At 63.9% G+C, this 26,075-nt stretch carries 23 protein-coding genes and 1 other RNA gene; 13 read left to right on the forward strand and 11 right to left on the reverse strand.

Annotated features, from left to right (window positions below; genetic code table 11):
* Positions 1-24 precede the first annotated feature (24 nt).
* Positions 25-2,046 (forward strand): methyl-accepting chemotaxis protein, encoded by a 2,022-nt coding sequence (locus L867_RS0108605; protein ID WP_028736498.1) that lies wholly within the window; start codon positions 25-27, stop codon positions 2,044-2,046.
* Positions 2,047-2,213: 167 nt separating this feature from the next.
* On the forward strand, positions 2,214-3,458 hold the full coding sequence (locus L867_RS0108610) for an SAM-dependent methyltransferase (protein WP_028736499.1): 1,245 nt from the start codon (positions 2,214-2,216) through the stop codon (positions 3,456-3,458).
* A gap of 9 nt (positions 3,459-3,467) precedes the next feature.
* Here the strand turns inward: L867_RS0108610 and L867_RS0108615 are convergent, their stop codons facing one another.
* The 4 genes from L867_RS0108615 to L867_RS0108625 form a co-directional block, all read right to left on the reverse strand.
* On the reverse strand, positions 3,468-4,109 hold the full coding sequence (locus tag L867_RS0108615; protein WP_028736500.1) for an FMN-binding negative transcriptional regulator: 642 nt from the start codon (positions 4,107-4,109) through the stop codon (positions 3,468-3,470).
* A gap of 195 nt (positions 4,110-4,304) precedes the next feature.
* A non-coding RNA gene (gene ssrS, locus L867_RS26770) (6S RNA) lies at positions 4,305-4,463 on the reverse strand.
* A gap of 79 nt (positions 4,464-4,542) precedes the next feature.
* A complete protein-coding gene (locus L867_RS0108620; RefSeq protein ID WP_028736501.1) occupies positions 4,543-4,929 on the reverse strand; it encodes a cell division protein ZapA in 387 nt (128 codons plus the stop codon).
* 48 nt (positions 4,930-4,977) lie between these two features.
* Positions 4,978-5,250 (reverse strand): DUF4164 domain-containing protein, encoded by a 273-nt coding sequence (locus tag L867_RS0108625; protein WP_028736502.1) that lies wholly within the window; start codon positions 5,248-5,250, stop codon positions 4,978-4,980.
* A gap of 337 nt (positions 5,251-5,587) precedes the next feature.
* Here L867_RS0108625 and tkt point away from each other — a divergent pair, with 337 nt between their 5' ends.
* The 7 genes from tkt to L867_RS0108660 all read left to right on the forward strand — a co-directional run bounded on the left by tkt (position 5,588) and on the right by L867_RS0108660 (position 14,811).
* Positions 5,588-7,570 (forward strand): transketolase, encoded by a 1,983-nt coding sequence (tkt, locus tag L867_RS0108630; RefSeq protein ID WP_028736503.1) that lies wholly within the window; start codon positions 5,588-5,590, stop codon positions 7,568-7,570.
* 83 nt (positions 7,571-7,653) lie between these two features.
* Complete coding sequence (gene gap, locus L867_RS0108635) at positions 7,654-8,664, forward strand: type I glyceraldehyde-3-phosphate dehydrogenase (protein ID WP_028736504.1); 1,011 nt, start codon at positions 7,654-7,656, stop codon at positions 8,662-8,664.
* 270 nt (positions 8,665-8,934) lie between these two features.
* Positions 8,935-10,755, forward strand: a complete 1,821-nt coding sequence (locus L867_RS0108640) for a potassium/proton antiporter (protein ID WP_028736505.1) — start codon at positions 8,935-8,937, stop codon at positions 10,753-10,755.
* 88 nt (positions 10,756-10,843) lie between these two features.
* Positions 10,844-12,046, forward strand: coding sequence for a phosphoglycerate kinase (locus tag L867_RS0108645; RefSeq protein WP_028736506.1), 1,203 nt, complete (start codon positions 10,844-10,846; stop codon positions 12,044-12,046).
* A gap of 247 nt (positions 12,047-12,293) precedes the next feature.
* Complete coding sequence (locus tag L867_RS0108650) at positions 12,294-13,190, forward strand: fructose bisphosphate aldolase (RefSeq protein WP_028736507.1); 897 nt, start codon at positions 12,294-12,296, stop codon at positions 13,188-13,190.
* A gap of 245 nt (positions 13,191-13,435) precedes the next feature.
* Positions 13,436-13,867: a PACE efflux transporter gene (locus L867_RS0108655; RefSeq protein ID WP_028736508.1), complete on the forward strand. Its 432-nt coding sequence runs from the start codon at positions 13,436-13,438 to the stop codon at positions 13,865-13,867.
* Positions 13,868-13,902: 35 nt separating this feature from the next.
* Positions 13,903-14,811, forward strand: coding sequence for a PhzF family phenazine biosynthesis protein (locus L867_RS0108660; protein WP_028736509.1), 909 nt, complete (start codon positions 13,903-13,905; stop codon positions 14,809-14,811).
* Between the two features lie 6 nt (positions 14,812-14,817).
* Here L867_RS0108660 and L867_RS27685 read toward each other — a convergent pair whose 3' ends face one another.
* On the reverse strand, positions 14,818-14,973 hold the full coding sequence (locus L867_RS27685; protein ID WP_169734070.1) for a hypothetical protein: 156 nt from the start codon (positions 14,971-14,973) through the stop codon (positions 14,818-14,820).
* A gap of 178 nt (positions 14,974-15,151) precedes the next feature.
* On the opposite strand from L867_RS27685, the gene L867_RS0108670 reads away from it, so the two are divergent.
* The 3 genes from L867_RS0108670 (at position 15,152) to rcdA (ending at position 17,527) form a co-directional block, all read left to right on the forward strand.
* Entirely contained in the window at positions 15,152-16,456 is a 1,305-nt protein-coding gene (locus tag L867_RS0108670) for an MFS transporter (RefSeq protein ID WP_028736510.1), read from the forward strand.
* On the forward strand, positions 16,453-16,647 hold the full coding sequence (locus L867_RS0108675) for a DUF1192 domain-containing protein (RefSeq protein WP_028736511.1): 195 nt from the start codon (positions 16,453-16,455) through the stop codon (positions 16,645-16,647). Before L867_RS0108670 ends, L867_RS0108675 begins: the two co-directional genes overlap by 4 nt.
* A 364-nt stretch (positions 16,648-17,011) precedes the next feature.
* On the forward strand, positions 17,012-17,527 hold the full coding sequence (gene rcdA, locus L867_RS0108680) for a protease adaptor protein RcdA (protein ID WP_028736512.1): 516 nt from the start codon (positions 17,012-17,014) through the stop codon (positions 17,525-17,527).
* Positions 17,528-17,681: 154 nt separating this feature from the next.
* Here the strand turns inward: rcdA and rpmE are convergent, their stop codons facing one another.
* Entirely contained in the window at positions 17,682-17,903 is a 222-nt protein-coding gene (gene rpmE, locus L867_RS0108685; RefSeq protein ID WP_028736513.1) for a 50S ribosomal protein L31, read from the reverse strand.
* 188 nt (positions 17,904-18,091) lie between these two features.
* Between rpmE and L867_RS0108690 the strand changes: the two genes are divergently transcribed.
* Positions 18,092-19,897, forward strand: coding sequence for an ABC transporter transmembrane domain-containing protein (locus L867_RS0108690; protein ID WP_028736514.1), 1,806 nt, complete (start codon positions 18,092-18,094; stop codon positions 19,895-19,897).
* Between the two features lie 24 nt (positions 19,898-19,921).
* On the opposite strand, the gene L867_RS0108695 is transcribed toward L867_RS0108690, so the two are convergent.
* From L867_RS0108695 to L867_RS0108715, 5 genes are all read right to left on the reverse strand, one after another.
* The gene (locus tag L867_RS0108695; protein WP_028736515.1) at positions 19,922-21,565 is read right to left on the reverse strand and encodes an FAD-binding dehydrogenase; all 1,644 of its coding nucleotides are present in this window, start codon (positions 21,563-21,565) and stop codon (positions 19,922-19,924) included.
* A 96-nt stretch (positions 21,566-21,661) separates the two neighbouring features.
* Positions 21,662-22,693, reverse strand: a complete 1,032-nt coding sequence (locus L867_RS0108700; protein ID WP_028736516.1) for a peptidoglycan -binding protein — start codon at positions 22,691-22,693, stop codon at positions 21,662-21,664.
* A gap of 2 nt (positions 22,694-22,695) precedes the next feature.
* Positions 22,696-23,733, reverse strand: a complete 1,038-nt coding sequence (locus L867_RS0108705; protein WP_028736517.1) for a hypothetical protein — start codon at positions 23,731-23,733, stop codon at positions 22,696-22,698.
* A 102-nt stretch (positions 23,734-23,835) separates the two neighbouring features.
* A complete protein-coding gene (locus L867_RS0108710) occupies positions 23,836-24,636 on the reverse strand; it encodes an inositol monophosphatase family protein (RefSeq protein WP_028736518.1) in 801 nt (266 codons plus the stop codon).
* Between the two features lie 145 nt (positions 24,637-24,781).
* On the reverse strand, positions 24,782-26,050 hold the full coding sequence (locus tag L867_RS0108715) for an MgtC/SapB family protein (RefSeq protein WP_028736519.1): 1,269 nt from the start codon (positions 26,048-26,050) through the stop codon (positions 24,782-24,784).
* Positions 26,051-26,075 lie beyond the last annotated feature (25 nt).

The following is a 26,075-nucleotide window of genomic DNA, read 5'->3' on the forward strand; positions in this document are numbered from 1 at the left end:
CAACCCACCAAAGGAATTTGACGCATGAAGATCTTCTCACGCTTCGGTCTGGTCGGGACCGTCACCGCCATGACGATCCTGATCCTGATAGCATCGCTCGGCGCGGTGTCCTGGGTGATCTCCGGGAGCATCGCCGCCCGCATCGGCGAACAGGCGATCGCCGGTCAGAATACGAGCCTGAGGACAGCGGCGACCATCGTCGAGCGCGATCTGCCCGGCACCGTGGTGACCTGGGGCAAGGACGGCAATGTGGAGCGCATCGTCACCGCGGCCATCCCGAAGGAATTTGCCACGCACGACATGATCGACAGCATCGGCCGCATGACCGGACAAACCGCGACGATCTTCGCCTGGGACGGTGAGACCAAGGACTTCTGGCGTCGGACCACCAACATCATCAAGCCGGACGGCAAGCGCGCCGTCGGCACCGCGCTCGGCCAGACCGGCGCCGTCTATCCCGTCGTCACCAAGGGCCAGACCTATCGCGGCGAAGCGGTCATCCTCGACATTCCCTACTATACGATCTACCAGCCGATCTTCTCGCCGGCGGGCGACGTCATCGGCATACTCTATGCCGGCGTGCGCGCTGCCGAGATCGACAACATGGCCAATCAGATGGCATGGGCGATCGGTGTCACGGCACTGGTCGTGCTGCTCGTCGCAACGGCCCTCGTCGTCCTGGCAGCAAGGCGCATCATGGGTCCGCTGCCGCAACTGACCTCGGTCGCCGACGCCATGGCTTCGGGCCGGCTTGATGCCACGGTGCCGCACAAGGAACTGCGCAACGAGATCGGCGCCCTCGCCCGCGCCCTCGACGTCTTCCGCGGCAGCGCCTTGCAGAAGATCGAACTCGAACGTCAGGCCGCTGACAACGCGGCGCTCGGCGAGCAGGAACGCAACGAGCGCGAGGCCGCCAAGGCACGCGAAGCGCTGGCGGTCCAGCAGGCCGTCGACGCGCTTGCGGACGGACTGCATCGCCTCAGCGAAGGCGACCTCACCGTCCGCCTCGAGCAGACTTTCGAGGGAGGCCTCGACCGGCTGCGCAGCGACTTCAACCACTCCGTCGAAAAGCTCAACGGCACGCTCGCCCAGCTGCGCGCCGAAACGCACGGCATAGAGGCAAGCTCCGGCGAAATGCGCTCCGCAAGCGAGGATCTGTCGAAGCGCACCGAGCAGCAGGCCGCCTCGCTCGAAGAGACCTCTGCCGCTCTCGACCAGATCACGGCAACCGTCCGCAGCGCCTCCGCCAAGGCCGACGAGGCCGCCTCCCTGACGAAGTCGACACGCCAGAGCACGGAAACCTCGGGCCATGTCGTCTCGCAGGCGATCGATGCCATGGGTCGGATCGAGACCGCGTCGGCGGAGATCTCGAAGATCATCAACGTCATCGACGAAATCGCCTTCCAGACCAACCTTCTGGCGCTCAACGCCGGTGTCGAGGCCGCCCGCGCAGGCGAGGCGGGCAAGGGCTTTGCCGTCGTGGCCCAGGAAGTCAGGGAGTTGGCCCAGCGCTCGGCCAATGCGGCAAAGGACATCAAGGCGCTGATCACCAAGTCGGGCGAAGAGGTCGCCGGCGGCGTGACGCTGGTGCGCAAGACCGGTACGGCGCTTGGCGAGATCGCCCAGCAGGTGGCGCAGATCAACGACTACATCGCGGCAATCGCCACGGCGGCGCGCGAACAGTCGGTCGGACTGCAGGAAATCAACACCTCGATGAACCAGATGGACCAGTTCACCCAGAAGAACGCAGCGATGGTCGAGGAGACCACCGCCGTGACCCATCGCCTCGCCGACAGCGCCACGGCCCTTTCGAGCCTCGTCGGCCAGTTCCGCACCACCGATGCGGACGCCGCACCGGCCGCTCGGTCACCGAGACCTGCCGCACGCCCGGCCGTTCATTCGGCACCGGCCGCACCTCGGCCGGCCGGCCCCGGTGTACGGGCCGCCTTGTCGCCGGCACGCGGCATGGTCGGCACCCTGACCAAGGCCTTTTCGTCCGGCGGCGCGACCGCGGCAGCGGCTGTATCGGACTGGGAAGAGTTCTGATCGACCACGCGCCGCCAAGAGCAGAAACCATGCAACGCCGACGCCTCCCTTTGGATGCGTCGGCGTTCTGCTTTCGACACGCGGAACCAAGCCGAATTTTGCAGGTGCGGTGATGCGCATTTGCGCTAACATGGCGGCCTGATCGGTGAAAACGCCATGAGGTGCGCATGTTTCTGCTGTCGCATATGCTCAAATCCTTCATCCGCAAGGGCCAGTTGACCGTTATCGATGCCGAGGGAAAGCGGCATGTCTTCGGTGGCGCTGAGCCCGGTCCGCAGGTCACCATGCGGCTGACGGATCCGAAGCTCTACCGCTCCCTGGTGTTCAAGGCGGAACTGGTCGCCGGCGAGGCCTATATGGACGGCACCATGCGCTTCGAGGAAGGCTCGGGCCTGCGCGACTTCCTGATGCTGTTCTCGGTGAACCGCCTGTCGCTCGGCTCCTATCCGATCCAGAAGGTCCTGCGCGCCATCAAGATGCGCTTCCGCAAGAGCCTGCAATCGAACCGCAAGGGCGAGGCCCAGCGCAATGTCGCGCACCACTACGACCTCGGCAACGACTTCTACAAGCTCTTCCTCGACGACAACATGCTCTATTCCTGCGCCTATTTCCGCGAGGAGGGCGAGACGCTGGAACAGGCGCAGCGCAACAAGCTGAGGCTGCTGGCCGCCAAGCTCAACCTTAGGCCCGGCATGAAGGTGCTCGACATCGGCTGCGGCTGGGGCGATCTGGCACTCTACCTCGCCCAGCTGGAGGACGTCTCGGTGGTCGGCGTGACGCTGTCGAAGGAGCAACACGCGCTGGCAACGAAGCGGGCCGCCGATGCAGGCCTTGCCGGCCGCGTGCGGTTCGAGCTGAAGGACTACCGCGATATCGAGGAGACCTTCGACCGCATCGTCTCGGTCGGCATGTTCGAGCATGTCGGCGTGCAGCACTATGACGAGTTCTTCAAGAAGCTGAACGCTCTGATGCCGGACGACGGCGTGGCCGTCATCCATTCGATCGGCCATATGAGCCCGCCCGGAATGACCAGCCCATGGCTGCGCAAATACATCTTCCCCGGCGGCTATTCGCCAGCCCTGTCGGAGGTCGTTGCCGTCACGGAACAGAACAGCCTGTGGGTGACCGACATCGAGGTCCTGCGTGTGCACTACGCGACGACGCTGGCGCACTGGTGTCAGCGCTTCGAGGCGAACCGCGACAAGGTGGTCGCCATGTATGACGAGCGTTTCGCCCGCATGTGGGAATTCTATCTGATCAGTTGCGAGATGATGTTCCGCGCCGGCAGCCAGATGGTCTTCCACCTGCAGCTGTCGCGCAAGCGCGATGCGGCGCCGATCGTGCGCGACTACGTGACCGACAGGCAGCGCGCCTATATCGAGCGGGAGAATGAACTGGGGCTTGCCATCTGAGGCACGAGACTAGTCGATCCCGCCATAGGTCTTGACCAGCTCGGCCATCGCGCCTGCTTCCGCGGTCGCCATTTCCGTCAGACCTCCAGCAACGCCCTTGCGGTCCGCCTCGTTACGGTTCTGGCTGACCTTCCACTTGCCGTCGATCGCGGTGATCTCGACCTCGATACCGACAATGCCCTTCAATTGCGCGGTGATGAAGTCGTCGGGCGCATCGCCGACTGCCCAGGGTATCATGCGCTTACCCTCCTGACCGTCGGTCAGCCGGTCGACCTGCGCCCGGATCCACTGGCTGTCCTCGATCACCCGGACCCTGCCCCGCACCTGGACGATGGCGTAGTTCCAGGTGGGCACCACCTTGCCGGTCTCGCGCTTGGTCTCATACCAGGACGGCGTAATGTAGTGATCGGCCCCCTGGAACACGATCAGCGCCTCCGCACCCTTGGCCAGCGCCCGCCATTGCGGATTGGCCCTGGCCATATGCGCCTGCAGCGTGCCCAGCCCGTGGCTCTCCTTCGCCAGCCGGAAGGGGATCGGATTGGCCATCAGCCCGTCCTCGCCGGACGAAATCAGCAGCCCGAGCGGATGGTTCCGGATAAGGGCGTGCTGAACGTCGAGGCGTTCCTCGCGAAAATGCGGCGGCTGGTACATGGAAAGCGTCGGTCCTCGAATGCCTGTGGTTCGCCGGCATTTGACGCGGCCGGCTTTCTCCCGTCAATCCCCGCCCCGTTTGCACGCAAGGAGAACCTGACCGAACCAATCCGCTCGGCGCTGCTGGCGCGGGCGGGACATCCGGCCGAAGGGACCTGATGCTTGCGAAGCGCTATCGACCGTAAAAAGAATGAAGTGCGATCCACGGCAACCGATGGAGTTTTACGATCCTGGGTGCCTACAAACGTAGGTGGGCGCCGTGTGTCCAAGCCCACGGGCCTGGCCAGGGACAGCTCCCTTTGGATCGAGTATGGCCCCAGGGATTGTGTTTCCTGTCGTGAGGCGCAGACCGCACATCAGATATAGGTCTAATTCGCGCTGGGCGCCAGTGGCCGCATTCAATCATTCGCACATTGGCGGAAAGAGCGGCTGCTCAGTGTTCGGGCCGTGCGGCGGGTGCCGGCTTGGCGGTCAGCTTGCGGGTAATTCCGTTCAGCCGATCGGTCAGCTCGCCAAGCGCCGTCGTCAGCATCTCCTCGCGGCGCTGCGCGCCCTCGAGTGCCCCGTCGCGCCCTTCGCGGAACGAGGAAAGCTCCTTCTCCATCGCCGCCACGCGACGATTGACCTCCGACAGCTCGTCCATCACCATGATGCCGGCCATCACCGTCAGCCTCAGGTCGCCGATCTCGCCGAACTGGGTCTTGAGATGGCTGACATAGCGGTCAAGCTGCGTGGCAAGCTCGATCAGATGGCCTTCCTGGCCCTCTTCGCAGGCCATGCGGTAGGCTTTGCCGTCGATGGTAACCGTCACCTGTGCCATGCATCTTCCCAATTGGCGCCGAGATTTCGGCTTCGCATTTGCCTGATCCTAGCGGTCGAGAACCGCCCGGATCGTTTCCATGGCGGTCACCAACCGCCGCGAAACCTCCCGATTGACCTCTTCCAGCCGGTTCGCACGGAATTCCGACTGGTCGAGCTCCTGCGCCAGCCGCGAGCGATCGGCATGCACGCGGCGAACCTCGCTCTCGACCTCGCCGCTTTCGCGCTGTACCTCGATGCGCATGTCGATGGCGTTCTCGAGCCCGGCGATCGCCTGCCTGAGCGCGCCGAGCGCCGCTTCGACCGAATTCCCTGTCGGCATATTGTTGTCCCGGCTTTCCAGAAGCGGCGTTCGAATCGACCCTGAAGACCCGCTGCGTTGATCGCGGACAGTAAGCCCCTCAATTGCCGCCCGTCAATAAATGGGGGAGCACCCGAGACCGCCAATCCTGTGGACGACGTCACCCCGGACCGCCCTAATCCGGGCGCCTCGGTGCAGTGCACATCAAATAGACAAAAGCATGATTTATCGCGCAACGAAAGGCCAGAATACCCGGCATTTATTGACTCGCGCGATTCACCTGCTATGGATCAGCCGCTTTCAGACGGACCGTGCCGAGTACGGCCGTCCCTTGAGACCCGGAACAAGCGGAACAGCCATGATCTCTCCCGAAAAACACAACCGGATGGCCAATGCGATCCGTTTCCTCGCCATGGACGCGGTGGAAAAAGCCAATTCTGGCCACCCCGGCATGCCGATGGGCTGCGCCGACGTCGCCACCGTTCTCTTCACCCGGTATCTGAACTTCGATCCGAAGAACCCGCTCTGGCCCGACCGCGACCGCTTCGTCCTGTCGGCCGGCCACGGCTCCATGCTGCTCTACGCCCTGCTCTATCTGACGGGCTACGAGGACATGACCATTGAAGACATCAAGCAGTTCCGCCAGATGGGCGCCAAGACCGCCGGTCATCCGGAATATGGCCACGCCACCGGCATCGAGACCACCACCGGTCCGCTCGGCCAGGGCATTGCCAACGCCGTCGGCATGGCCATTGCCGAAAAGAAGCTTGCCAACGAATTCGGCTCGGACCTGATGAGCCACCACACCTATGCGCTGGTCGGCGACGGCTGCCTCATGGAAGGCATCAGCCAGGAAGCCATTTCGCTTGCCGGCCACCTGAAGCTGAACAAGCTGATCGTCCTGTGGGACGATAACGGCATCTCGATCGACGGCGCGATCTCGCTGGCCGACTCGACCGACCAGCATGCCCGCTTCAAGGCCTCCGGCTGGAACACGCTTTCCGTCGACGGCCATGATCCGGAAGCGATCGCCGCTGCCATCGAAACGGCAAAGGCCTCCGACAAGCCGACCCTGATCGCCTGCAAGACCGTCATCGGCTTCGGCTCGCCGAACAAGGCCGGCACCCACAAGGTGCACGGTTCGCCGCTCGGCGCCGACGAGATTGCCGCCACCCGCAAGGCGCTCGGCTGGGCCGAGGAAGCCTTCGTCGTTCCGGCCGACGTGCTCGACGCCTGGCGCCTCGCCGGCCTGCGCTCGACCAAGACCCGCAAGGACTGGGAAACCCGCCTCGCCGCCAGCCCGGCCGAGACGAAGGCCGAGTTCACCCGCCGATTCGCCGGCGACCTGCCGGGCAATTTCGCCACCGCGATCGACGGCTACAAGAAGAAGCTCGCCGAAGCAAAGCCGACGGTCGCCACCCGCAAGGCTTCCGAGGATGCGCTGGAAGTCATCAACGGCGTGTTGAGCGAAACGCTCGGCGGCTCGGCCGACCTGACCGGCTCGAACAACACCAAGACGAGCCAGACCAAGTCGATCACCCCGAACGACTTCTCCGGCCGCTACATCCACTACGGCATCCGCGAGCACGGCATGGCAGCCGCCATGAACGGGATCGCGCTGCACGGCGGCCTGATCCCCTATTCCGGCGGCTTCCTGATCTTCTCGGACTATTGCCGTCCGTCGATCCGCCTTGCCGCCTTGATGGGCATCCGCGTCATCCACGTGCTGACGCATGATTCCATCGGTCTCGGCGAAGACGGCCCGACCCACCAGCCGGTCGAGCACATGGCAGCACTGCGCGCCATCCCGAACCTGATGATGTTCCGTCCGGCCGACGCGACCGAAACGGTCGAGTGCTGGCAGATCGCGCTGGAACACAAGGACCGCCCATCGGGCCTGGCGCTGACCCGCCAGAACCTGATTGCCGCCCGCACCGACTACGAAGAAAAGAACCTCTGCAGCTTCGGCGCCTATGAACTGGTTTCGGCCAGCGACGCCAAGGTGTCGATCTTCGCCTCGGGCTCGGAAGTCGAAATTGCCCTGAAGGCCCAGCAGATGCTGGCCCAGAAGGGGATTTCCGCCCGCGTCGTCTCCGTTCCTTGCTTCGAACTGTTCTTCGAGCAGCCCGACGCCTATCGCGAAGCGATCATCGGTTCGTCCGCCGTCAACATCGCGGTCGAAGCCGGCATTCGCCAGGGCTGGGACGCGTTCATCGGTTCCGACGGCACGTTCATCGGCATGAAGTCCTTCGGCGCGTCGGGTCCGTACAAGGAACTCTACAAGCATTTCGGCATAACCCCGGAAGCGGTCGTTGCCGCTGCCGAGGCCAAGCTCGGCTGAAAAGTCAAATTGTCGCATGGGCGTTCCCGGACGCCCATTCTTCCCATAATCTGAAGCTCTGATTTAAACGCGGGAGTGAACCAATGACTGTGAAAGTTGCCATTAACGGCTTCGGCCGCATCGGCCGCAACGTGCTGCGCGCCATCGTCGAGTCGGGTCGTACCGACATCGAAGTCGTCGCCATCAACGACCTCGGCCCGGTCGAGACCAATGCCCACCTGCTGCGCTACGACTCGATCCACGGCAAGTTCCCGGCGGATGTGAAGGTTGAAGGCGACACCATCATCGTGGCCGGCGGCAAGCCGATCAAGGTGACCGCCATCAAGGATCCGGCATCCCTGCCGCATGGTGAAATGGGCGTCGACATCGCCATGGAATGCACCGGCATCTTCACCTCGCGCGACAAGGCCGCCCTGCATCTCCAGGCTGGCGCCAAGCGCGTCATCGTTTCGGCTCCGGCCGAAGGCGCCGACCTGACCGTCGTCTTCGGCGTCAACCACGACAAGCTGACCAAGGATCACCTGGTCATCTCCAACGCGTCCTGCACCACCAACTGCCTCGTGCCGGTGGTCAAGGTTCTGAACGACACGATCGGTATCGATCATGGCTTCATGACCACGATCCACTCCTATACCGGCGACCAGCCGACCCTCGACACCATGCACAAGGACCTTTACCGCGCCCGTGCAGCCGCCCTGTCGATGATCCCGACCTCGACCGGTGCAGCCAAGGCCGTCGGCCTCGTTCTGCCGGAACTCAAGGGCAAGCTGGACGGCACCTCGATCCGCGTGCCGACCCCGAACGTCTCGGTTGTCGACTTCAAGTTCGTCGCCAAGCGCAACACGACGGTTCAGGAAGTCAACGACGCCATCAAGGCTGCTTCGAACGGCGCCCTGAAGGGCATCCTCGGCTACACCGAAGAGCCGCTCGTCTCGCGCGACTTCAACCATGACAGCCACTCGTCGATCTTCGCCATCGACCAGACCAAGGTGCTCGAAGGCAACTTCGTCCGCATCCTGACCTGGTACGACAACGAGTGGGGCTTCTCGAACCGCATGTCGGACACCGCGGTCGCACTGGCCAAGCTCATCTGATCGCATAAGAATTAGTGCTCGCTTTAAAAAAGGCGGACCGGAAACCCCGGCCCGCCTTTCAAATTTTTAAGTTCCGCCCTACTCTGATCACGATTGAAGACGATAGGTTTTTCATCTCGTCTTCCGGCAGCCCTGCCAGATCATTTCAGCCCCGTCACCGGCTTTGCGCGCGGGACGAAAAGCACCGCCGACACCGCGTCGAGCCTCGCCCGTGGTATGACCTGATCAGGCCCTGTCGGACGACGGCGCGGTTGATGAGAGGGGCAAGGGGTGGACGAATTTTATGCCATGACGCTGGTGGCGACGGCCTTGGTTCTGCTGGCCGCATTCTCCAGCCTGATCGCCTTCCGCTTCGGCGCCCCCCTTCTGCTTCTCTTCCTCCTGATCGGGCTTGCAACCGGCGTCGACGGTCTGGGCATCGAGTTTTCCGACAACGCCTTCGCTTACGCACTGGGGTCGATCGCGCTTGCCGTCATCCTGTTCGATTCCGGTTACGGCACGTCGCTGCAATCCTTCAAGTTATCGGCCGCACCGGCATTGACGCTGGCAACCGGCGGCGTGCTGATCACCGCCGGCTTCTTCGGGCTGATGGCCCATCTGCTGCTCGACTTCTCGTTCCTCGAAGGCCTCCTGCTCGGCTCGATCGTCGCCTCGACCGACGCCGCGGCGGTGTTCTTCCTGCTGCGCATCGGCGGCATCAACATCCGCGACCGCGTTCGCTCGACGCTCGAGGTGGAATCGGGCACCAACGATCCCATGGCGATCTTCCTCACCATGGCGCTGGTACAACTGCTTGCCGCCGGCGAAGGCTATTCCGGTTTCGACATGGAACTGCTGCGCCTGTTCGTCGAGCAGATGGGGCTCGGACTGGCGCTCGGCCTGATCGGCGGCGCGCTGATCGTCTTCGTGCTGAGGCGGATCTCGGTCGAGCGGGGCCTTGCCCCGATCTTCATGCTGGCCATGGCGCTTCTGGTCTTTTCCTATACCGGCGCGGTCGGCGGCAGCGGCTTCCTCGCCGTCTACGTGGCAGGCATCTATGCCGGCAGCCAGAAGATCCCGGCAAGCGGCGCGATCACCCGTTTCCAGGACGGCATGACCTGGCTTGCCCAGATCGTCATGTTCCTCGTTCTCGGACTGCTGGCCACCCCCTCGCAGTTCCCCTCGATCCTCATTCCGGCGGTCCTGCTCGGCCTCTTCCTCGTTTTCGTCGCGCGTCCGCTGGCGGTCTGGGCCTGCCTCCTGCCCTTCGACTTCACCCAGCGCGAGACCGGCTTCATCGCCTGGGTCGGTCTGCGCGGTGCCGTATCGATCCTGCTGGCGATTCTGCCGATCCTCGGCAATCTCGAAAAGGGCCAGACCTATTTCAACGTCGCCTTCATCGTGGTGATGATTTCGCTCGTGCTGCAGGGCTGGACCATCAAGCCGGTGGCCCGCAAGCTCGGTCTCATCATCCCGCCGCGCATCGGCGCCATCGACAAGCTGGAACTCGACCTGCCGGGCGCGGCCCATCACGAACTCCTCGCCTACCGCGTCGTCGCCGACAGCCCGGTCCTGCGCGGCGAACGCATTCCGCGCTGGGCCATGCCTTCGCTCGTCATCCGCGACGGCAAGTCGATGCGCTACCAGTATGCCGGCCGCCTGCGCGAGAACGACCAGGTCTATCTCTTCATCGCACCTGGTTACTCCAAGCTGCTCGACCGCCTGTTCGCCAGCAAGGCGCCGGTGGAGGAAGACGACAGCGAGTTCTTCGGCACCTTCGCCATCTCCCCGAACACCCGGGTCGAAGACCTCGACCAGGCCTACGGACCGCTGACCATCTCGGAAGCCGACCGCGCCAAGACGGTGGCGGAACTGATCGCGCAACGCCTGGGCGGACAGGCCGACTATGCCGACCGGGCCCGGCTCGGCAGCATCGTGCTGATCGTTCGCGATCTGGACGAGACGGGACATGTCGCCTCGGTCGGCGTCTCGCTCGAGCCCGTGGCCCCTGCCACCAACCTGCCGATCTTCCTGAACATAAGCGAGCTTGCCCACGCGATCCGCGACTATCTGCGCAGGCAGCGCGCCAAGGCCGGCGAAGGCGAAAAATGAACCGGGTCGCCTTGCGCAGCCGTTCAGGCGGTGTAAGGTCCGACCCCGTCAGCCCCATTCCAGCAACACCTTAACGACGGGTATCATCATGCCGGCTTTCAAGACACTCGACGATCTCACCGACATCGCGGGCAAGCGCGTGCTTGTGCGCGTCGACCTCAACGTTCCCGTCGCCGACGGCAAGGTGACCGATGCGACCCGCATCGAACGCGTCGCCCCGACCATCAAGGAATTGTCGGCCAAGGGCGCCAAGGTCATCCTGCTCGCGCATTTCGGCCGGCCGAAGGGCGAACCGGTCGCCGACCAGTCGCTGTCGCTGATCGCGCCTGCCGTCGAGGAAGTGCTGGACCAGAAGGTCGCCTTCGCCTCGGACTGCATCGGCGCCCCCGCCGCCGACGCCATCGCCAAGATGGAAAACGGCGACATCCTGCTTTTGGAAAACACCCGCTTCCACAAGGGCGAGGAAAAGAACACCCCGGAATTCGTCGCTGAACTCGCCAAGAACGGCGACATCTTCGTCAACGACGCCTTCTCGGCCGCCCACCGGGCGCATGCCTCGACCGAGGGCCTTGCCCACCATATGCCCGCCTATGCCGGCCGCACCATGCAGGCCGAACTCGTGGCGCTGGAAAAGGGCCTCGGCAAGCCGGCCCGGCCGGTCGTCGCCATCGTCGGCGGCGCCAAGGTCTCGACCAAGATCGACCTCCTGTCCAACCTGGTGAAGAAGGTCGACGCGCTGGTGATCGGCGGCGGCATGGCCAACACCTTCCTCGCGGCCCAGGGCATCAATGTCGGCAAGTCGCTGTGCGAGCACGATCTGGCCGACACCGCCAAGCAGATCATGATCGATGCGGAGACCGCAGGCTGCGCCATCGTGCTGCCGGTTGACGGTGTCGTCGCCCGCGAGTTCAAGGCAGGCGCTGCCAACGAGACCGTCGCCATCACCGCCATCCCGGCCGATGCCATGGTCCTCGACGTCGGCCCGAAGTCGGTCGATGCCATCAATGGCTGGATTTCCAAGGCCGAAACGCTGGTCTGGAACGGCCCGCTCGGCGCCTTCGAGATTGCTCCCTTCGACACCGCGACCGTGGCTGCCGCCCGGCACGCCGCCGAGCGGACCCGCGCCGGCAAGCTGGTCTCGGTCGCCGGTGGCGGTGACACGGTCTCCGCGCTCAACCACGCCGGCGTCGCCGACGACTTCTCCTACGTCTCGACCGCCGGCGGCGCCTTCCTCGAATGGATGGAAGGCAAGGAACTACCGGGCGTGGCCGTCCTGATCGCCGAGAAGTGATTTGTCACGATGGCGGGCTACGCGGCCCGCCATCGTTAAGCATCGGCGGATATTTCCAAGACTTTCAAACGATTAAATCAATTTCAATCGTTTCAACATTTTAAGCCGCCATTTTCCTGTCGCAAAACTTCTGTTATCCGCCTCATCTAAATTCGGGGATTGATCAATTCGGCTTCGCCGATTGGTCGTGACATCAGAGAACACAGGTGAGCGCGTGTCGCGCCATTTTTAGGGATAGGAGTGAGATATGGTGGACGCAAAGATGTTGAACAAGATCAGCGATGCGCCTGGTTTCATCGCGGCGCTGGATCAGAGCGGTGGTTCAACACCTGGAGCATTGCGTCTCTACGGCGTGTCCGAGTCCGACTATCAGGGTGACGAGGAGATGTACCGCTTGATGCATGCCATGCGCGTCCGCATCATGAGCGCGCCCGCCTTCACCGGCGACAAGGTCATCGGCGCCATCCTGTTCGAGCGGACCATGGACGGCGACGTCGATGGCCAGGCTGTTCCCTCCTATCTCTGGGAAAAGCGCGGCGTCGTGCCCTTTCTCAAGATCGACAAGGGCCTCGCTGCCGAAGAGAACGGCGTTCAGATGATGAAGCCGATGCCCGATCTGGACGCTCTCCTGATCCGCGGCCGGAACAAGGGAATTTTCGGAACCAAGATGCGCTCGGTGATCGCTCAGGCCGACAAGGCCGGCATCGCCGCCGTGGTAAAGCAGCAGTTCGAAGTTGCGCGCCAGATCCTCGGCCAGGGCCTCATGCCGATCATCGAGCCGGAAGTCTCCATCAAGAGCCCGACGAAGACCGAAGCCGAAGCCATTCTTCGCGACGAGATCGCGGCACAGCTCGACAAGCTTCCGGCAGGCGAAACCGTCATGCTGAAACTCACGATCCCGACGGTCGCCGATTTCTACGCGCCTCTGGTCGCCCACAAATCGGTCGTTCGGGTCGTCGCCCTTTCCGGCGGTTACAGCCGCGTGGATGCCTGCGAAAAGCTGAGCCGCAACCACGGCATGATCGCCAGCTTCTCGCGCGCCCTGACGGAAAACCTGCGCGTCACGATGAGCGACGCAGAGTTCAATACGAGCCTGGCCGCGACGATCGACGAGATCTACGCTGCAAGCGTGAACAAGGCCTGATCCGGCCCTGGCGCCTGCCGCCGCGGCAGGCCGGGTCCGTCGCTCCAGCGACAAGGTCGCCTGATCCGCAATTCTTCGCGGACGATATACAAAAGCCCCGCCCAACGGCGGGGCTTTTCGTTGGGGCGGCAGGCCTCTTGCCTTCCCCGTCCGGCAAACTATATTCGTCGGTGCTGAGGACGACCTCTCCCCACCACGGGCTTTTGACCGGGACGACCCGACCGACCCTCTGCGGGAGACCAGACATGCGCTCGACCAGCGACCGTATCCGCCACGCCATCAGTTTCGAAATCCTCGCTCTCCTCCTCGTCACGCCGCTGGGCGCCTGGGTGTTTTCGCTGCCGATCACCGATATCGGCGTCGTCAGCATCGCCAGCGCGACGATCGCCATGCTGTGGAACTACATCTACAATCTCGGCTTCGACCACGCGATGCAGCGTTTTGCCGGCACCACCTACAAGACCGTGCCCATTCGTGTGCTGCATGCCGTGCTGTTCGAGGCCGGGATCCTCATCGTGCTCGCGCCCTTCATCGCCTGGTATCTGGGCGTCGGCCTGTGGCATGCGATCGTGATGGACGTCTCCTTCTCGCTCTTCTACCTTGTCTACGCGTTCGTCTTCAACTGGAGCTATGACCGGCTGTTCCCGATCCCGGAATGGCAGCAGCCCGCAAGCTGAGCGTGGAACCGACAGATCCGAAAGGGCAAGAAACCATGCGCGACGTCCCGTTCGTCACCGTAGACGTATTCACCGACCAACGTTTCGCCGGAAATCCGCTGGCGGTCATACTCGACGCGCGCGCCCTGTCGGTCGGAGAGATGCAGCAGATCGCCACGGAATTCGGCTATTCAGAGACCACCTTCGTGCTGCCGCCGCAGGACCCGGCCAATACGGCGCACGTCCGGATCTTCACGCCGACCACCGAGGTTCCGTTCGCCGGGCATCCGAACGTCGGAACGGCCTTCGTGCTGGGGAATCTCGGCACGCTGTTCGGCAATCCGGTCGGAACACAGCTGCGCTTCGAGGAGAAGGCCGGACTGGTCGAGGTCGAACTCGCCCGGGACGGAGCGCGCGTCACCGGCGCAACCATCCAGGCTCCCGGCCCGCTCACCATTGGTAGCCTTGTGCCGCCGGCCGAACTCGCCCCGTGCATCGCGCTCGATGCCGCGGACATCGAGACCCGGCATCATGCGCCTGTCTTCGCCTCGGTCGGGCTGAAATTCATCCTGGTAGAGGTGAAGGATCTCGCCGTACTCGCACGGGCGGCACCGCGGCTGGAACCGCTCGCCATCCTCAATGAGGCCTATGCTCACGAAGAGACGGACTGCGCCATCTTTCTCTACGCGCGGGTCGGGAACGACCATGTCCGCGCCCGGATGTTCGCCCCGCTGGACAATGTGCCCGAAGATCCGGCCACCGGCAGCGCATCTGCGGCCCTTGGAGCCTATCTCAGTACGCTTGAGACTCCGCACCGGGATCGGCGCATTCTGGTCGAGCAAGGCGTCGAGATGGGGCGCCGCAGCCTGATCCATGTCGATGTGGAAACCAAAGCCAGCCGGTTCGATCGCGTCCGGATCACCGGCGCTTGCGTCGAGGTGATGCGAGGAACAATCGCGCTTTGAGCACCATCAAGGCCGGACAAGCAGCGTCACCGACCAGATGACGAAGGCGATCACGGCGACCTTCCAGAAATCGCTGCGTTTCCTCAGCCCCGGCAGTCCGAGCGGCCGGATCACCTGCACCAGCATGGCGAGGATGAGGAGAAGGCCGATCACCTTGGTCATGGATAAATCCTAGCACGCCTGTTCCGGCCCTTGTCACAACGGCGACACTTTTGCCCTCCAGAAGGTTTTCCCGCAAGGGCTGATATCCATTCAGAAATCGGTAGGAACCTTGCCTTAATCTGTGACGTTTCAGGAACCTGTTCGAACAGCTTCCCCAACCCCTCTCGATTGCCAAGCCATGCGACGAAATCTCCTGCCAGTCATGGCGCTTCTTCTCGGCACGCTGTTCCTGTTCCTCGGGAACGGCCTGCACGGTCTCCTTCTCCCGGTGCGCGGCTCCGCGGAGGGCTATTCGAACGAGATCCTCGGCCTGCTCGGCACCTCCTGGGCGACGGGCTTCGTGGCCGGCTGCCTGATCGCGCCAAAGCTCGTCATGCGCGTCGGCCATGTCCGCGCCTTCTCCAGTTTCATCTCGCTGATCGCCATCATTGCGCTGTTGAGCGGCATCCTGGTCGATCCCTACTGGTGGGTGGTCCTGCGCGCCGTCACCGGCTTCTGCATCGCCGGAACCTCGATGATCATCGAAAGCTGGCTGAACGAGCGCGCCACCAACGAAAGCCGCGGCACGATCTTTTCCTTCTACATTTCCGTCACGCTGATCGGCGTGGTGGGTGGCCAGATGCTGGTCGGCATCGTCGATCCCTCGACCACCATCCTCTTCATGATCTGCGGCATTCTCTACTGCCTGTCCATGCTGCCGACCACTGTGTCGACCGCCGCGACGCCTCAGGCGCTCACCTCCGTCAAGCTCAACCTGCCGCGCCTCTACCGTAATTCGCCCGTGTCCTTCGTCGGCATCCTGCTCGTCGGCATCGCCAACGGAGCCTATGGTACGCTCGGCGCCGTCTTTGGCGCCCGCGCCGGCCTGACCCCGAACATGATCGCCATCATGCTGTCCGTCACCATCTTCGTCGGCGCGCTCATGCAGTTTCCCGCCGGCAAGGCCTCCGACCGCACCGACCGCCGCTATGTCCTGGCGGCGCTCTCTGCGGTCGCGGCGATCGCGGCGCTCCTGCTGATCGTCCTGCGACCGCAGGACTCCATGACCATGATCGTCCTCGTCGCCATCTACGGTGGCGCCGCAAACGCGCTCTATCCGATCGCCGTCGCCCATGCCAACGACTTCGCCAGCTCGGACGAGTTCGTCCAGGTGTCGGGCGGGCTTCTCCTGCTCTACGGCATCGGCACGATCATCGGTCCGACCATCGGCGGTCCGGTGATGACCGAGTTCGGCCCCCACGCCCTCTTCGCCGTGACAGCCGTCGCCCACGTCCTGTTGACGGGCTACGCGATCTACCGCAGCCGTTTGCGCGCTGCCGTACCGTATGCCGAACGCGACAATGTGCCGAACATGCCGGTATCCGCCTCGCCGATGAGCACGCCCGAAAGCCTCAGTCTCGACCCGCGCGCAGCGCCCCTGCCGCCCCATGCGGACGAGGGTGATTCGCGCGAATCACACGCAACCGGAGAATGGAAGTCATGATCTTCGATGATGAACGCCCGAAAAAGCCGGTCTCCCATGACGTGGGCAGCGATCTTTCCGCCCTGTCGGCGGAAGAATTACAGGCCCGAATCGACCTGCTTCGGGCGGAAATCGAGCGCCTGGACGCGGAACGCGGCCGCAAGGAAGCAGGGAAAAAGGCGGCCGACAGCTTCTTCAAGCCCAAAGTATAGCCCATGTATTACCTGCCTGTTTTCGCCAAGATCGGAAATGTATCGCATTTTTCGCTTCACGTTTACCATCCGTTAAGCCTTTTATGTGATTGTGAGTCATCCGGTTCTGCCGGGTTCAGGCAGTTTCACCGTGTGGCGAAAGTCTGATTTTTCTCCCTGTTTTACCTTGAGAGCCGCTTCTGCGGCTCTTTTTTTATGTTTGCGGCATCCCTATATCCAAAATTGTGGGAATTAACCCTTCTTTAATAAACGGCTTGCGCATTTGGGGTATTGGTATCATCGTACGGCCATGAAAAGCGGCAGGAACAAGACAGCGTCCACGCCGTTACCCAGTTAAAGTGATGCGTAATTCAAGGGTGAACCGATGTCTGAACTCGGACTGAACACTGTGAGCTTTGCCGGCCGCGCCGCTGCCTCGACGCAGTTCAAGGCGACCTATGCCGAAGGCATGGGTCTGGTCGAAGAGACCGCCGCCTATCTCGACGGCCCCGGTCGCGCTGCCGCCAAGGTCCTGCCGCGCATGGCTTCGGTTCTCTACGCCGCCGAATCGATGCGCCTCACCACCCGCCTGATGCAGATGGCTTCCTGGCTGCTGCTGCAGCGCGCCGTGAACAACGGCGAGATGAGCCGCGACCAGGTCCTGTCGGAAAAGAGCAAGGTTCGCCTCGACGGCTTCAACGTCGATCGCCAGGCTCCGGGCTGGAACGATCTGCCGGAAACCTTCCGTGATCTCGTCGAGCGCTCGCTGCGCCTGCAGAACCGTATCGCCCTGCTCGACCGTGAAATCTATCGCCCGGCCGATACGCCGGTCGTGCCGGACAACGAGAACAGCGTCCAGGCCCAGCTCGATCTGCTGCGCACGGCCTTCAATCTCAACTGACATCCCGACTTCGCATCAGCACTTCTTTGGCCCGGCATGCTCACGCATCGCCGGGCATTTTCTTTGTCCGCCGGCGATGCGCTTGAGGCAGAATCCAGGCAACAAAAAAGCCCGGACGAGCCGGGCTTTGATGAAAACGTCGATCGAGGATCGATCAGAGGCCGAGGCCGCCGAAACGCTTCTTGAACTTCGAGAGACGACCACCGCGGTCCATCAGCTGCTGGTTGCCGCCGGTCCAGGCCGGATGCGAGTTCGGGTCGATTTCGAGGTTCATGACTGCGCCTTCCGAACCCCAGGTAGAACGGGTTTCGTATTCGGTGCCGTCGGTCATGACAACCTTGATGACGTGGTAGTCGGGATGGATATCAGCCTTCATTGCGATCTTCCTGCTGTGCCGGAGGGTCTATATGTCGCGATTGCGTCATGGAGACCTATTCAATAAACCAAGCCGATGTCCGAACAGGCCACGGCTTCCCAATTCGATGCGGTGCCTATACATGAAGGGCGCAAGGATAACAAGTGCCATGGCACGAAAGCCCGCCAGGCGGGCCGGAGAGTAATATAGTGTCCGCAGTCACCGAAGCCGAACAGTCGAAACGCCGCTCGCTCAAGCCCCTTTCCCGGCTCCTTCCCTATGTCATGCGTTATCGCAAGCTGGTCGGCGGCGCCCTGTTCTTCCTCGGTCTTGCCGCGGCCACGACCCTCGCATTGCCGCTCGCCGTGCGCCGCATGGTGGATCACGGCTTCAGTGCCGCCGACAGCGCCTTCATCAACAACTATTTTGGCATGATGGCGGTACTCGCCATCGTTCTCGCGATCGCCAGCGCCATGCGCTACTACTTCGTCATTACCATCGGCGAGCGGGTCGTCTCCGATCTGCGCCGCGACGTCTTTGCCCATGTGACCAAGCTGTCGCCGGCCTTCTTCGACGTCAACCAGTCCGGCGAGATCGTCTCGCGGCTGACCGCCGACACGACCCAGATCAAGTCCGCCGTCGGCGCGACCGCGTCACTGGCGCTCAGGAACTCCATTCTCTGTCTCGGTGCCATGGGCATGATGATCTATACCAGCCCGCGGCTGTCGATCCTCGTGCTCGCCGCCATCCCGATCATCGTCTTCCCGCTCGTCGCCTTCGGCCGCTCCGTGCGCCGTCGCTCGCGGGCTGCGCAGGACACGCTGGCCGAAGCCTCGGCCTTTGCCGGCGAGACCATCGGCGCCGCCCGCACCGTCCAGGCTTTCAACGCCGAAGGAATCGCGACCGACCGCTACGGCGCAGCCGTCGAGCAGGCCTATGAAGCGGCCCGCTCCGCCATCAAGTCGCGCGCGCTGTTGACCGGCGTCGCCATCACGCTGGTGTTCGGCAGCATCGTTGCCGTTCTCTGGTTCGGTGCCCAGAGCGTGCTTGCCGGCACGCTTTCGGCCGGGACACTCGGCCAGTTCCTGCTCTATTCTCTGATCGCCGCCGGTTCGATGGGAACGCTGTCCGAGGTCTGGGGCGAGCTTTCCCAGGCATCCGGTGCCGCCGAACGGCTGGGCGAACTGCTGCAGGAGGTTTCGCAGGTTGCCGCCCCCGCCAATCCGACCCGCCTGCCGAAGCCGCCGATGGGCCGCGTCAGCTTCGGCGACGTGCACTTCGCCTATCCGTCGAGCGCCAGCAAATCGGCGCTCAGGGGCCTGAGCTTCCGGGTTGAGCCCGGCGAGACCGTGGCGATCGTCGGTCCTTCGGGCGCCGGCAAGAGCACGGTCTTCTCTCTCATCCTGCGCTTCTACGATCCCGTCAGCGGCACCGTTCGGATCGACGACGTCGATGTCCGCGAGGCCGATCCCGAAGAGGTCCGCGCCCGCATCGCCATCGTGCCCCAAGACGTGACGATCTTTGCCACATCCATCCACGACAATATCGCCTTCGGCTCGCCGAAAGCGACGCGGCAGATGGTAGAGGCGGCGGCGGAAGCCGCTCAGGCAACCGAATTCATCCTGCGGCTGGAGAACGGCTTCGACACGCAGGTCGGCGAACGCGGCATCACGCTGTCCGGCGGCCAACGCCAGCGCATCGCCATCGCCCGCGCGCTCTTGCGCGACGCGCCGCTGCTGCTTCTCGATGAAGCGACTTCGGCACTCGACGCGGAAAGCGAAACCCTGGTCCAGACGGCGCTGGACGGCCTGATGCAGAACCGCACGACGATCGTCATCGCCCACCGGCTGGCGACCGTGCTCAAGGCCGATCGCATCCTCGTGCTCGACGACGGCCGCATCGTTGAGGAAGGCACCCATCACAGCCTGATCCAGGAGGGCGGTCTCTACGCCAAGCTGGCCCGCCTGCAGTTCGAGACTGGCGGACGCGATTTCACCGCGCCGGCTATCGAGTAGTCCCCGGTATTCGCGTCGGAGCCCTCAGGCTCCGACCGAGCGGCCGGCGATCCGGCCGGAGAACAGGCAGCCGCCGAGGAACGTTCCTTCCAGCGCATTGTAGCCGTGCACCCCGCCCCCGCCGAAACCCGCCACCTCGCCGGCGGCATAGAGCCCCGGCACCGGTTTGTTGGTGTCGTCGAGCACCCGTGACGAAAGATCGGTGTGCAGGCCGCCCAGCGTCTTGCGCGTCAGGATATGCAGCCGCACCGCGATCAGCGGACCGGCCTTGGGATCGAGCAGGCGGTGCGGCTTTGCCGTGCGCATCAGCCGGTCGCCGAGATAGTTGCGGGCACCGCGGATGGCCGTCACCTGGGCGTCCTTGTTGAAGGCATTGTCGATCTCGCGATCGCGCGCCTCCACCTGGCTGCGCAGATGGTGGATGCCGATCCGGTGCTCGCCCGTCAGCTCGTTCATGCCGACGACGAGGTCCTCGAGCGTGTCGCGCACGACGAAATCCTCGCCCTTGTCCATGAAGGCCTGGACCGGTCCCGGCGGGTTCTTGCCGAGGCGCTTCAGCAGCAACCGGATGTTCTTGTCGGTGAGGTCGGGGTTCTGTTCCGAACCGGACAGCGCGAATTCCCGCTTGATGATCGCCTTGTTGAGGACGAACCAGCTGTATTCCTCACCCTTTGCGCGGATCGCCTTCAGCGTCGCCAGTGTGTCGAAACCGGGCATGGCCGGAGCGGCAAAGCGGTTGCCGCTGGCATCGCACCAGAAGGACGAGGGACCCGGCAGGATACGAATGCCGTGATTGGGCCAGATCGGGTCGAAGTTGCGGAGGCCTTCGGTATAGTGCCACATGCGGTCGCCGTTGATGATCTCCCCCCCGGCCGCCCGCGCGATGTCCAGCATCCGCCCGTCGACATATTGCGGCACGCCCGCGACCATCGACTTCGGCGGCGGCCCAAGGCGCTGGACGGGCCAGTTCTTGCGCACCAGGTCGTGATTGCCGCCGATGCCGCCGGACGTGACGACGACGGCGCCGGCCGTCAATTCGAATTCGCCGACGACGGCACGCGATGTCGCCGCACCGCGGGGCGCCGGATCGGTCGCCAGAATGCTGCCGCGCGCACCCGTCACCGCACCGTTGGTGACGATGAGTTGATCGACCTGGTGACGAAAGCAGAAAACCAGCCGGCCATTCTGCTCCGCCATCCGCGCCCGACGGACAAAGGGTGCCAGCACAGCCGGCCCTGTCCCCCAGGTGACATGGAAGCGCGGAACAGAATTGCCGTGACCGTCGGCAAGCGAACCGCCTCGCTCGGCCCAGCCGACCACCGGAAACCAGCGCACGCCCTGGCGATGCAGCCAGTCGCGCTTCTCTCCGGCGGCAAATTCCAGATAGGCCTCGGCCCAATGGCGCGGCCAGTAGTCCTCGACGCGATCGAAACCGGCAGAGCCGAACCAGTCCTGCCGCGCCAGTTCGAAGCTGTCGCGTATGCCGAGGCGCCGTTGTTCGGGACTGTCGACCAGGAACAGACCTCCGAGCGACCAGAAGGCCTGACCACCGAGGTTCTGCTCCCCCTCCTGGTCCACAACGCAGACCTTGAGCCCCCGTTCGGCTGCCTCGGTCGCAGCCACGAGCCCGGCGAGACCCGCCCCGATTACCAACACATCGTAGCTCATCCGGACTCCCCCCTCGAATGCCCCTGTTTTCTTACTTTTACGGGCACGTAAGGAATCGCACAACCCAGCACTTCTACTAATGCGAAGACAAGGCGGTCAGCGCTCGGTGAGCTTGAGTTCTATACGCCGGTTCTGGGCGCGGGCTTCCACGCTGTCGCCCTCGGCGATCGGCTGGTTTTCGCCGAATCCGGCGGCCACCAGGCGATTGGACGGGACGCCCTTGGAGATCAGATATTTGACCACGGAAATGGCGCGCGCAGCCGAGAGCTCCCAGTTGTCGGCATAGCGTCCGGTGCCGCTGAGCGGCACGTTGTCGGTATGGCCGTCGACGCGCAGCACCCAGTTGATCTCCGGCGGGATTTCCTTGGCGAGATCGAGCAATGCGCTTGCGAGCTTCGCCATCTCGACTTCACCCTCCGGATTGAGCACGTTGCCGCCGGACGGGAACAGGACTTCCGACTGGAAGACGAATCGGTCGCCGACAATGCGGATGTTCTCCCGGTCGGAGAGGATTTCCCGCAACCGGCCGAAGAAGTCGGAACGATAGCGGTTGAGCTCCTGGACACGCTGGGCGAGCGCAACGTTCAGCCGCCGTCCGAGATCGGCGATTTTCACCTGCGAGTTCTGGTCCCGCGCCTCCGATGCCTGCAGGGCTTCCTCGACGGCGGCAATCTGGGCACGAAGAGCGGCAATCTGCTGGTTGAGCAGGTCGATCTGGCTCATTGCCCGCTCGCTCACCTGTTTTTCCGCATCGAGTGCCTGGGTCAGGCGACCGAGCTTCTGGTTGGCGGCGTCCGTCGAGCCGGAGCCGGCGTCGAGCAGTTGCTGCAACCGGCTGCGCTCGGTTTCGGAAACGGAAAGCGAGGACTGCAGGGTGGCCAGCGTATCCTCGAGATCCTGCTTGCCGCTTTTCTCCAGCGCCAGCAACTGGGTCAGTTCGGCGATCTGGCTGTTCAGCCGGTTGAGCACCTCGTCCTTGCCGGTGATTTCGCGGCTGAGGATGAACTGCGCCAGCACGAAGACGGTAAGCAGGAACATGATCGCCAGAAGCAGCGTCGACAGCGCGTCGACGAAGCCCGGCCAGTAGTCTACGCCCCTGTCGCGGCGGCGGTTGCGGCCGAGCGCCATCGCTACTTGCCCCCGCCCATCTTCTCGTTCAGCTTTTCAAGCGTCTTTCGCATGGCCCGGGCATCTTCCTGCTGTGCCTCGATCCAGTCGCGCAGCATCTGCTGCTCGTTGCGCATGTTCTTGACCAGACCCTGTATGCCCTCGGCAAGGCCTGCGATGGCGGCGACCGAACGGTCGCTGCCGCCGGCATTTTCGCGGTTGGCAAGCTTTGCCAGCTGGTCGACCAGCCGCTTGATGTCCTCCGCCGGCACGCCGGTCAGCACACCTGCCGGGGCGGCGATGTCGGAATCGACGTCCGTCACCGATGAAAGCCAGTTCTCCAGCTCGGTATAGAAGCGATTCTGCGCGCGTCCCGCCTGCAGGTCGAGAAAGCCGAGGATGAGCGAGCCGGAAAGCCCGAGCAGCGAAGACGAGAACGCCGTGCCCATGCCCGCCAGCGGTCCGGTCAGGCCTGTCTTCATCGCCTGCAGCACGTCGGCGCTATCGCCCGCCCCCGGATCGAGCGACTGGATCACCTCGGTGATCGAGGCGATCGTGCCGAGCAGGCCCCAGAACGTACCGAGCAGACCGAGGAAGACGAGAAGGCCGATCAGATAGCGCGAGGTGTCGCGTGATTCGTCGAGGCGCGTGGCGATCGAATCGAGGATCGAGCGCAGCGCCGTGGTCGAGATCGCCATCGAACGGCGGCCACCGATCAGCGCCCGCATCGGCGCCAGCAGCCGCGGATCGCGGCCGACCTTGTCGGCATGGCCGGCGGCGCGGAAGGAATTGAACCAGCGAACCTCGGGCCTGAGCGCCAGCACATGGTTGAACACCAGCACGATGCCGACCGCCAGAACCCCCAGGATCAGGCCGTTGAGGCCCGGATTGGTGATGAACGCCGCATGCGCCTGGCGATAGAGGATGGCGGCGATGAAACCGACGATGATCAGGAAGATCACCATCGTCGTGAAGAAGGGCATAGGGCTGGAGAGCTTGTGACCGTATTCGCCCGGTGCGGCTTCCGCCGCCTCCAAATCCGCCAGCTTAACTTTCGCCATGTCGTCCGTAGCCTCCGGTAATCCGTGCGCCGGAGGCTAGTGGAAAATTGCGACGAATTGAAGCTAAAAGCCGCCGACAAAGGTCGACGGCTGTGTACAGACTCAGGCCTTCGGGATCGGCCGTGCGATGACTTCGATCAGCTGCTTGCGGATGTACTCGTTGCCGGCGACGACGGTGCCGGTGTGGAACATGTCGGTGCCGTCGTGCATGTCGCTGACGAAGCCGCCGGCCTCACGGATCAGCAACAGGCCGGCCGCCATGTCCCACGGGTTGAGCTCGGCTTCCCAGAAACCGTCGAGCCGGCCGGCGGCGACATAGGCAAGATCAAGCGCCGCGGCACCCATGCGCCGCACGCCGGCGACCTCGCCCATGACATGGCGCAGTTCGATCAGGAACTTGCCGTGCGCACCCCGGCCGAGATGGGGAATGCCGCAACCGACGACGCAATCGGACAGCACCTTTCGGGCCGCAACCCGGATGCGGCGGTCGTTGAGGAAAGCGCCGCCGCCCTTTTCAGCGGTGTAGAGCTCGTCGGTCGCCGGATTGAAGATGACGCCTGCAACGACTTCGCCATTGCGTTCGAGGGCGATCGATACGGCAAACTGCGGAATGCCGTGCAGGAAGTTCGTCGTGCCGTCGAGCGGATCGACGATCCAGCGATGGGCGCCGTCGGTGCCCTTGATCTCCTCGCTCTCCTCGCCGAGGAAGCCGTAGGTCGGCCGCGCCTTCAAAAGTTCGTCGCGCACGATCTTCTCGGCCTTGATATCCGCCTGCGAGACGAAGTCGCTCGGTCCCTTGACCGAAACCTGCAGGTTCTGCACCTCGCCGAAATCGCGCGCCAGGGACTTGCCCGCCTTGAGCGCGGACTGAACCATGACATTGAGGAGTGCTGAACGGGCCATTTAGGGTTTCCTTGAAAGTGCGGCATGCGCCGGGCGACGGCGGCAGGAGCGGCGCGATAGATCGCGGCTGCGGTTTGGGCGGTTCAAGACCACAAAAACAGCCGGAATTCAAGGGGCATCGCCGCAAGGGGCGAGACCGGCGCCCTTAACCAATCCCGCCCAGGGCCCAGGCGGCAAGCGATGCGGCGCCGGATAGCGCGGTCGCCGCCCACAGGTGGAGGGAAAAACGCAAGGTGCCGAAAAGGCTCGCATAGACCGCCTTGGCGGCCATGTTGCTCAACACCGCGATACCGATCGCCTGCGCAGCCAGGCCGATATCAAGCGTCGGCAGCAGGCCCGCCACCGTGACGGTTGCGGCATCGACGTCTGCAAGGGCGGAAAGCGCAGAGGCAACAAGCAGGCCCGCCTCGCCGAACTGCTGGGTCGCCGCCCGCGCCAGAAAGGCGACGCCCGCCAGCAGAAGGGCCATTTTTGCCACGGCGGCGAGCTCGAACGGATTGGCCGGAATGCCCTGCCCTCCTGCCGGCTGGTGACGGCCGGCGAGCGCCAGTGCGTAGAGCACCAGAACGAAAGCGGCGGCAACCAGCGGCCACAGAAGGGCCGACAGCAGCGCAGGGGCAAGCGTCGCGACAAGCAGCGCGGTGCGCAGCAGCGATACCGCGCCGGCGCTGATCGCCCCCGCAACCAGCGTGAGACCGGACTCGCCAGCGCGGCTGCGGCGGGCAAACGCAACGGTCGTGCCGGTCGACGAGACAAGACCGCCGATCGCGCCGGCCAGAACGTCGCCGCGGGTCGCGCCGAGCATCCTGACTGCGACATAACCGGCAAAGGAGATCGAGGCGAGCATGATGACGAGCAGGACGATGCTCTTGGGCGACACGCCGCCGAACGGCCCGAACGGCGTATCCGGGATGATCGGCAGCAGCACGAAGGTCATGGCAAGCAGGATGACCGCCGAGCGCAGTTCGATCCATTGCAGGCGCCGGATCGCCTCATGCAGGAATTCCCGGCTCGCGAGGATCGCGATCAGCGCCGCGCCGCCGGCGGAGGCAAGCGCCATGTCGCCGAGGGCGGCCAGCGCCCCGAGCCCGAAAGTGAGAATGGCGGCGATGACCGATGTCACGCTGAAGGACTTTTCGGCGATCGCCTCGCGGATCTCGAAAACCGCCATTACGGTCGCGATGGCGATCAGGAAGCCGGTCAGCGTTATGCCGGGATAGCCCGACGCGACGCCAAGGCTTCTTTCAATCAGTCCGGCGACCCCGCCTGCCATGCCGAACATGGTGAAGGTGCGGATACCGGCCGTGCGTGCGCCCTCCGGCTCGTCGCGTTCACGCCAGTGACGCTCGACGCCGACGGCTGCGCCGACGGCAATGGCGAGGCCGAGGCGCTGAAAAAGTTCGACATTGTCCACGTCCACCTCCTTGCGCCTTCGGCCG

The sequence above is a fragment of the Paenirhizobium selenitireducens ATCC BAA-1503 genome (assembly GCF_000518785.1).
In the GTDB taxonomy this organism is placed as follows: domain Bacteria; phylum Pseudomonadota; class Alphaproteobacteria; order Rhizobiales; family Rhizobiaceae; genus Allorhizobium; species Allorhizobium selenitireducens.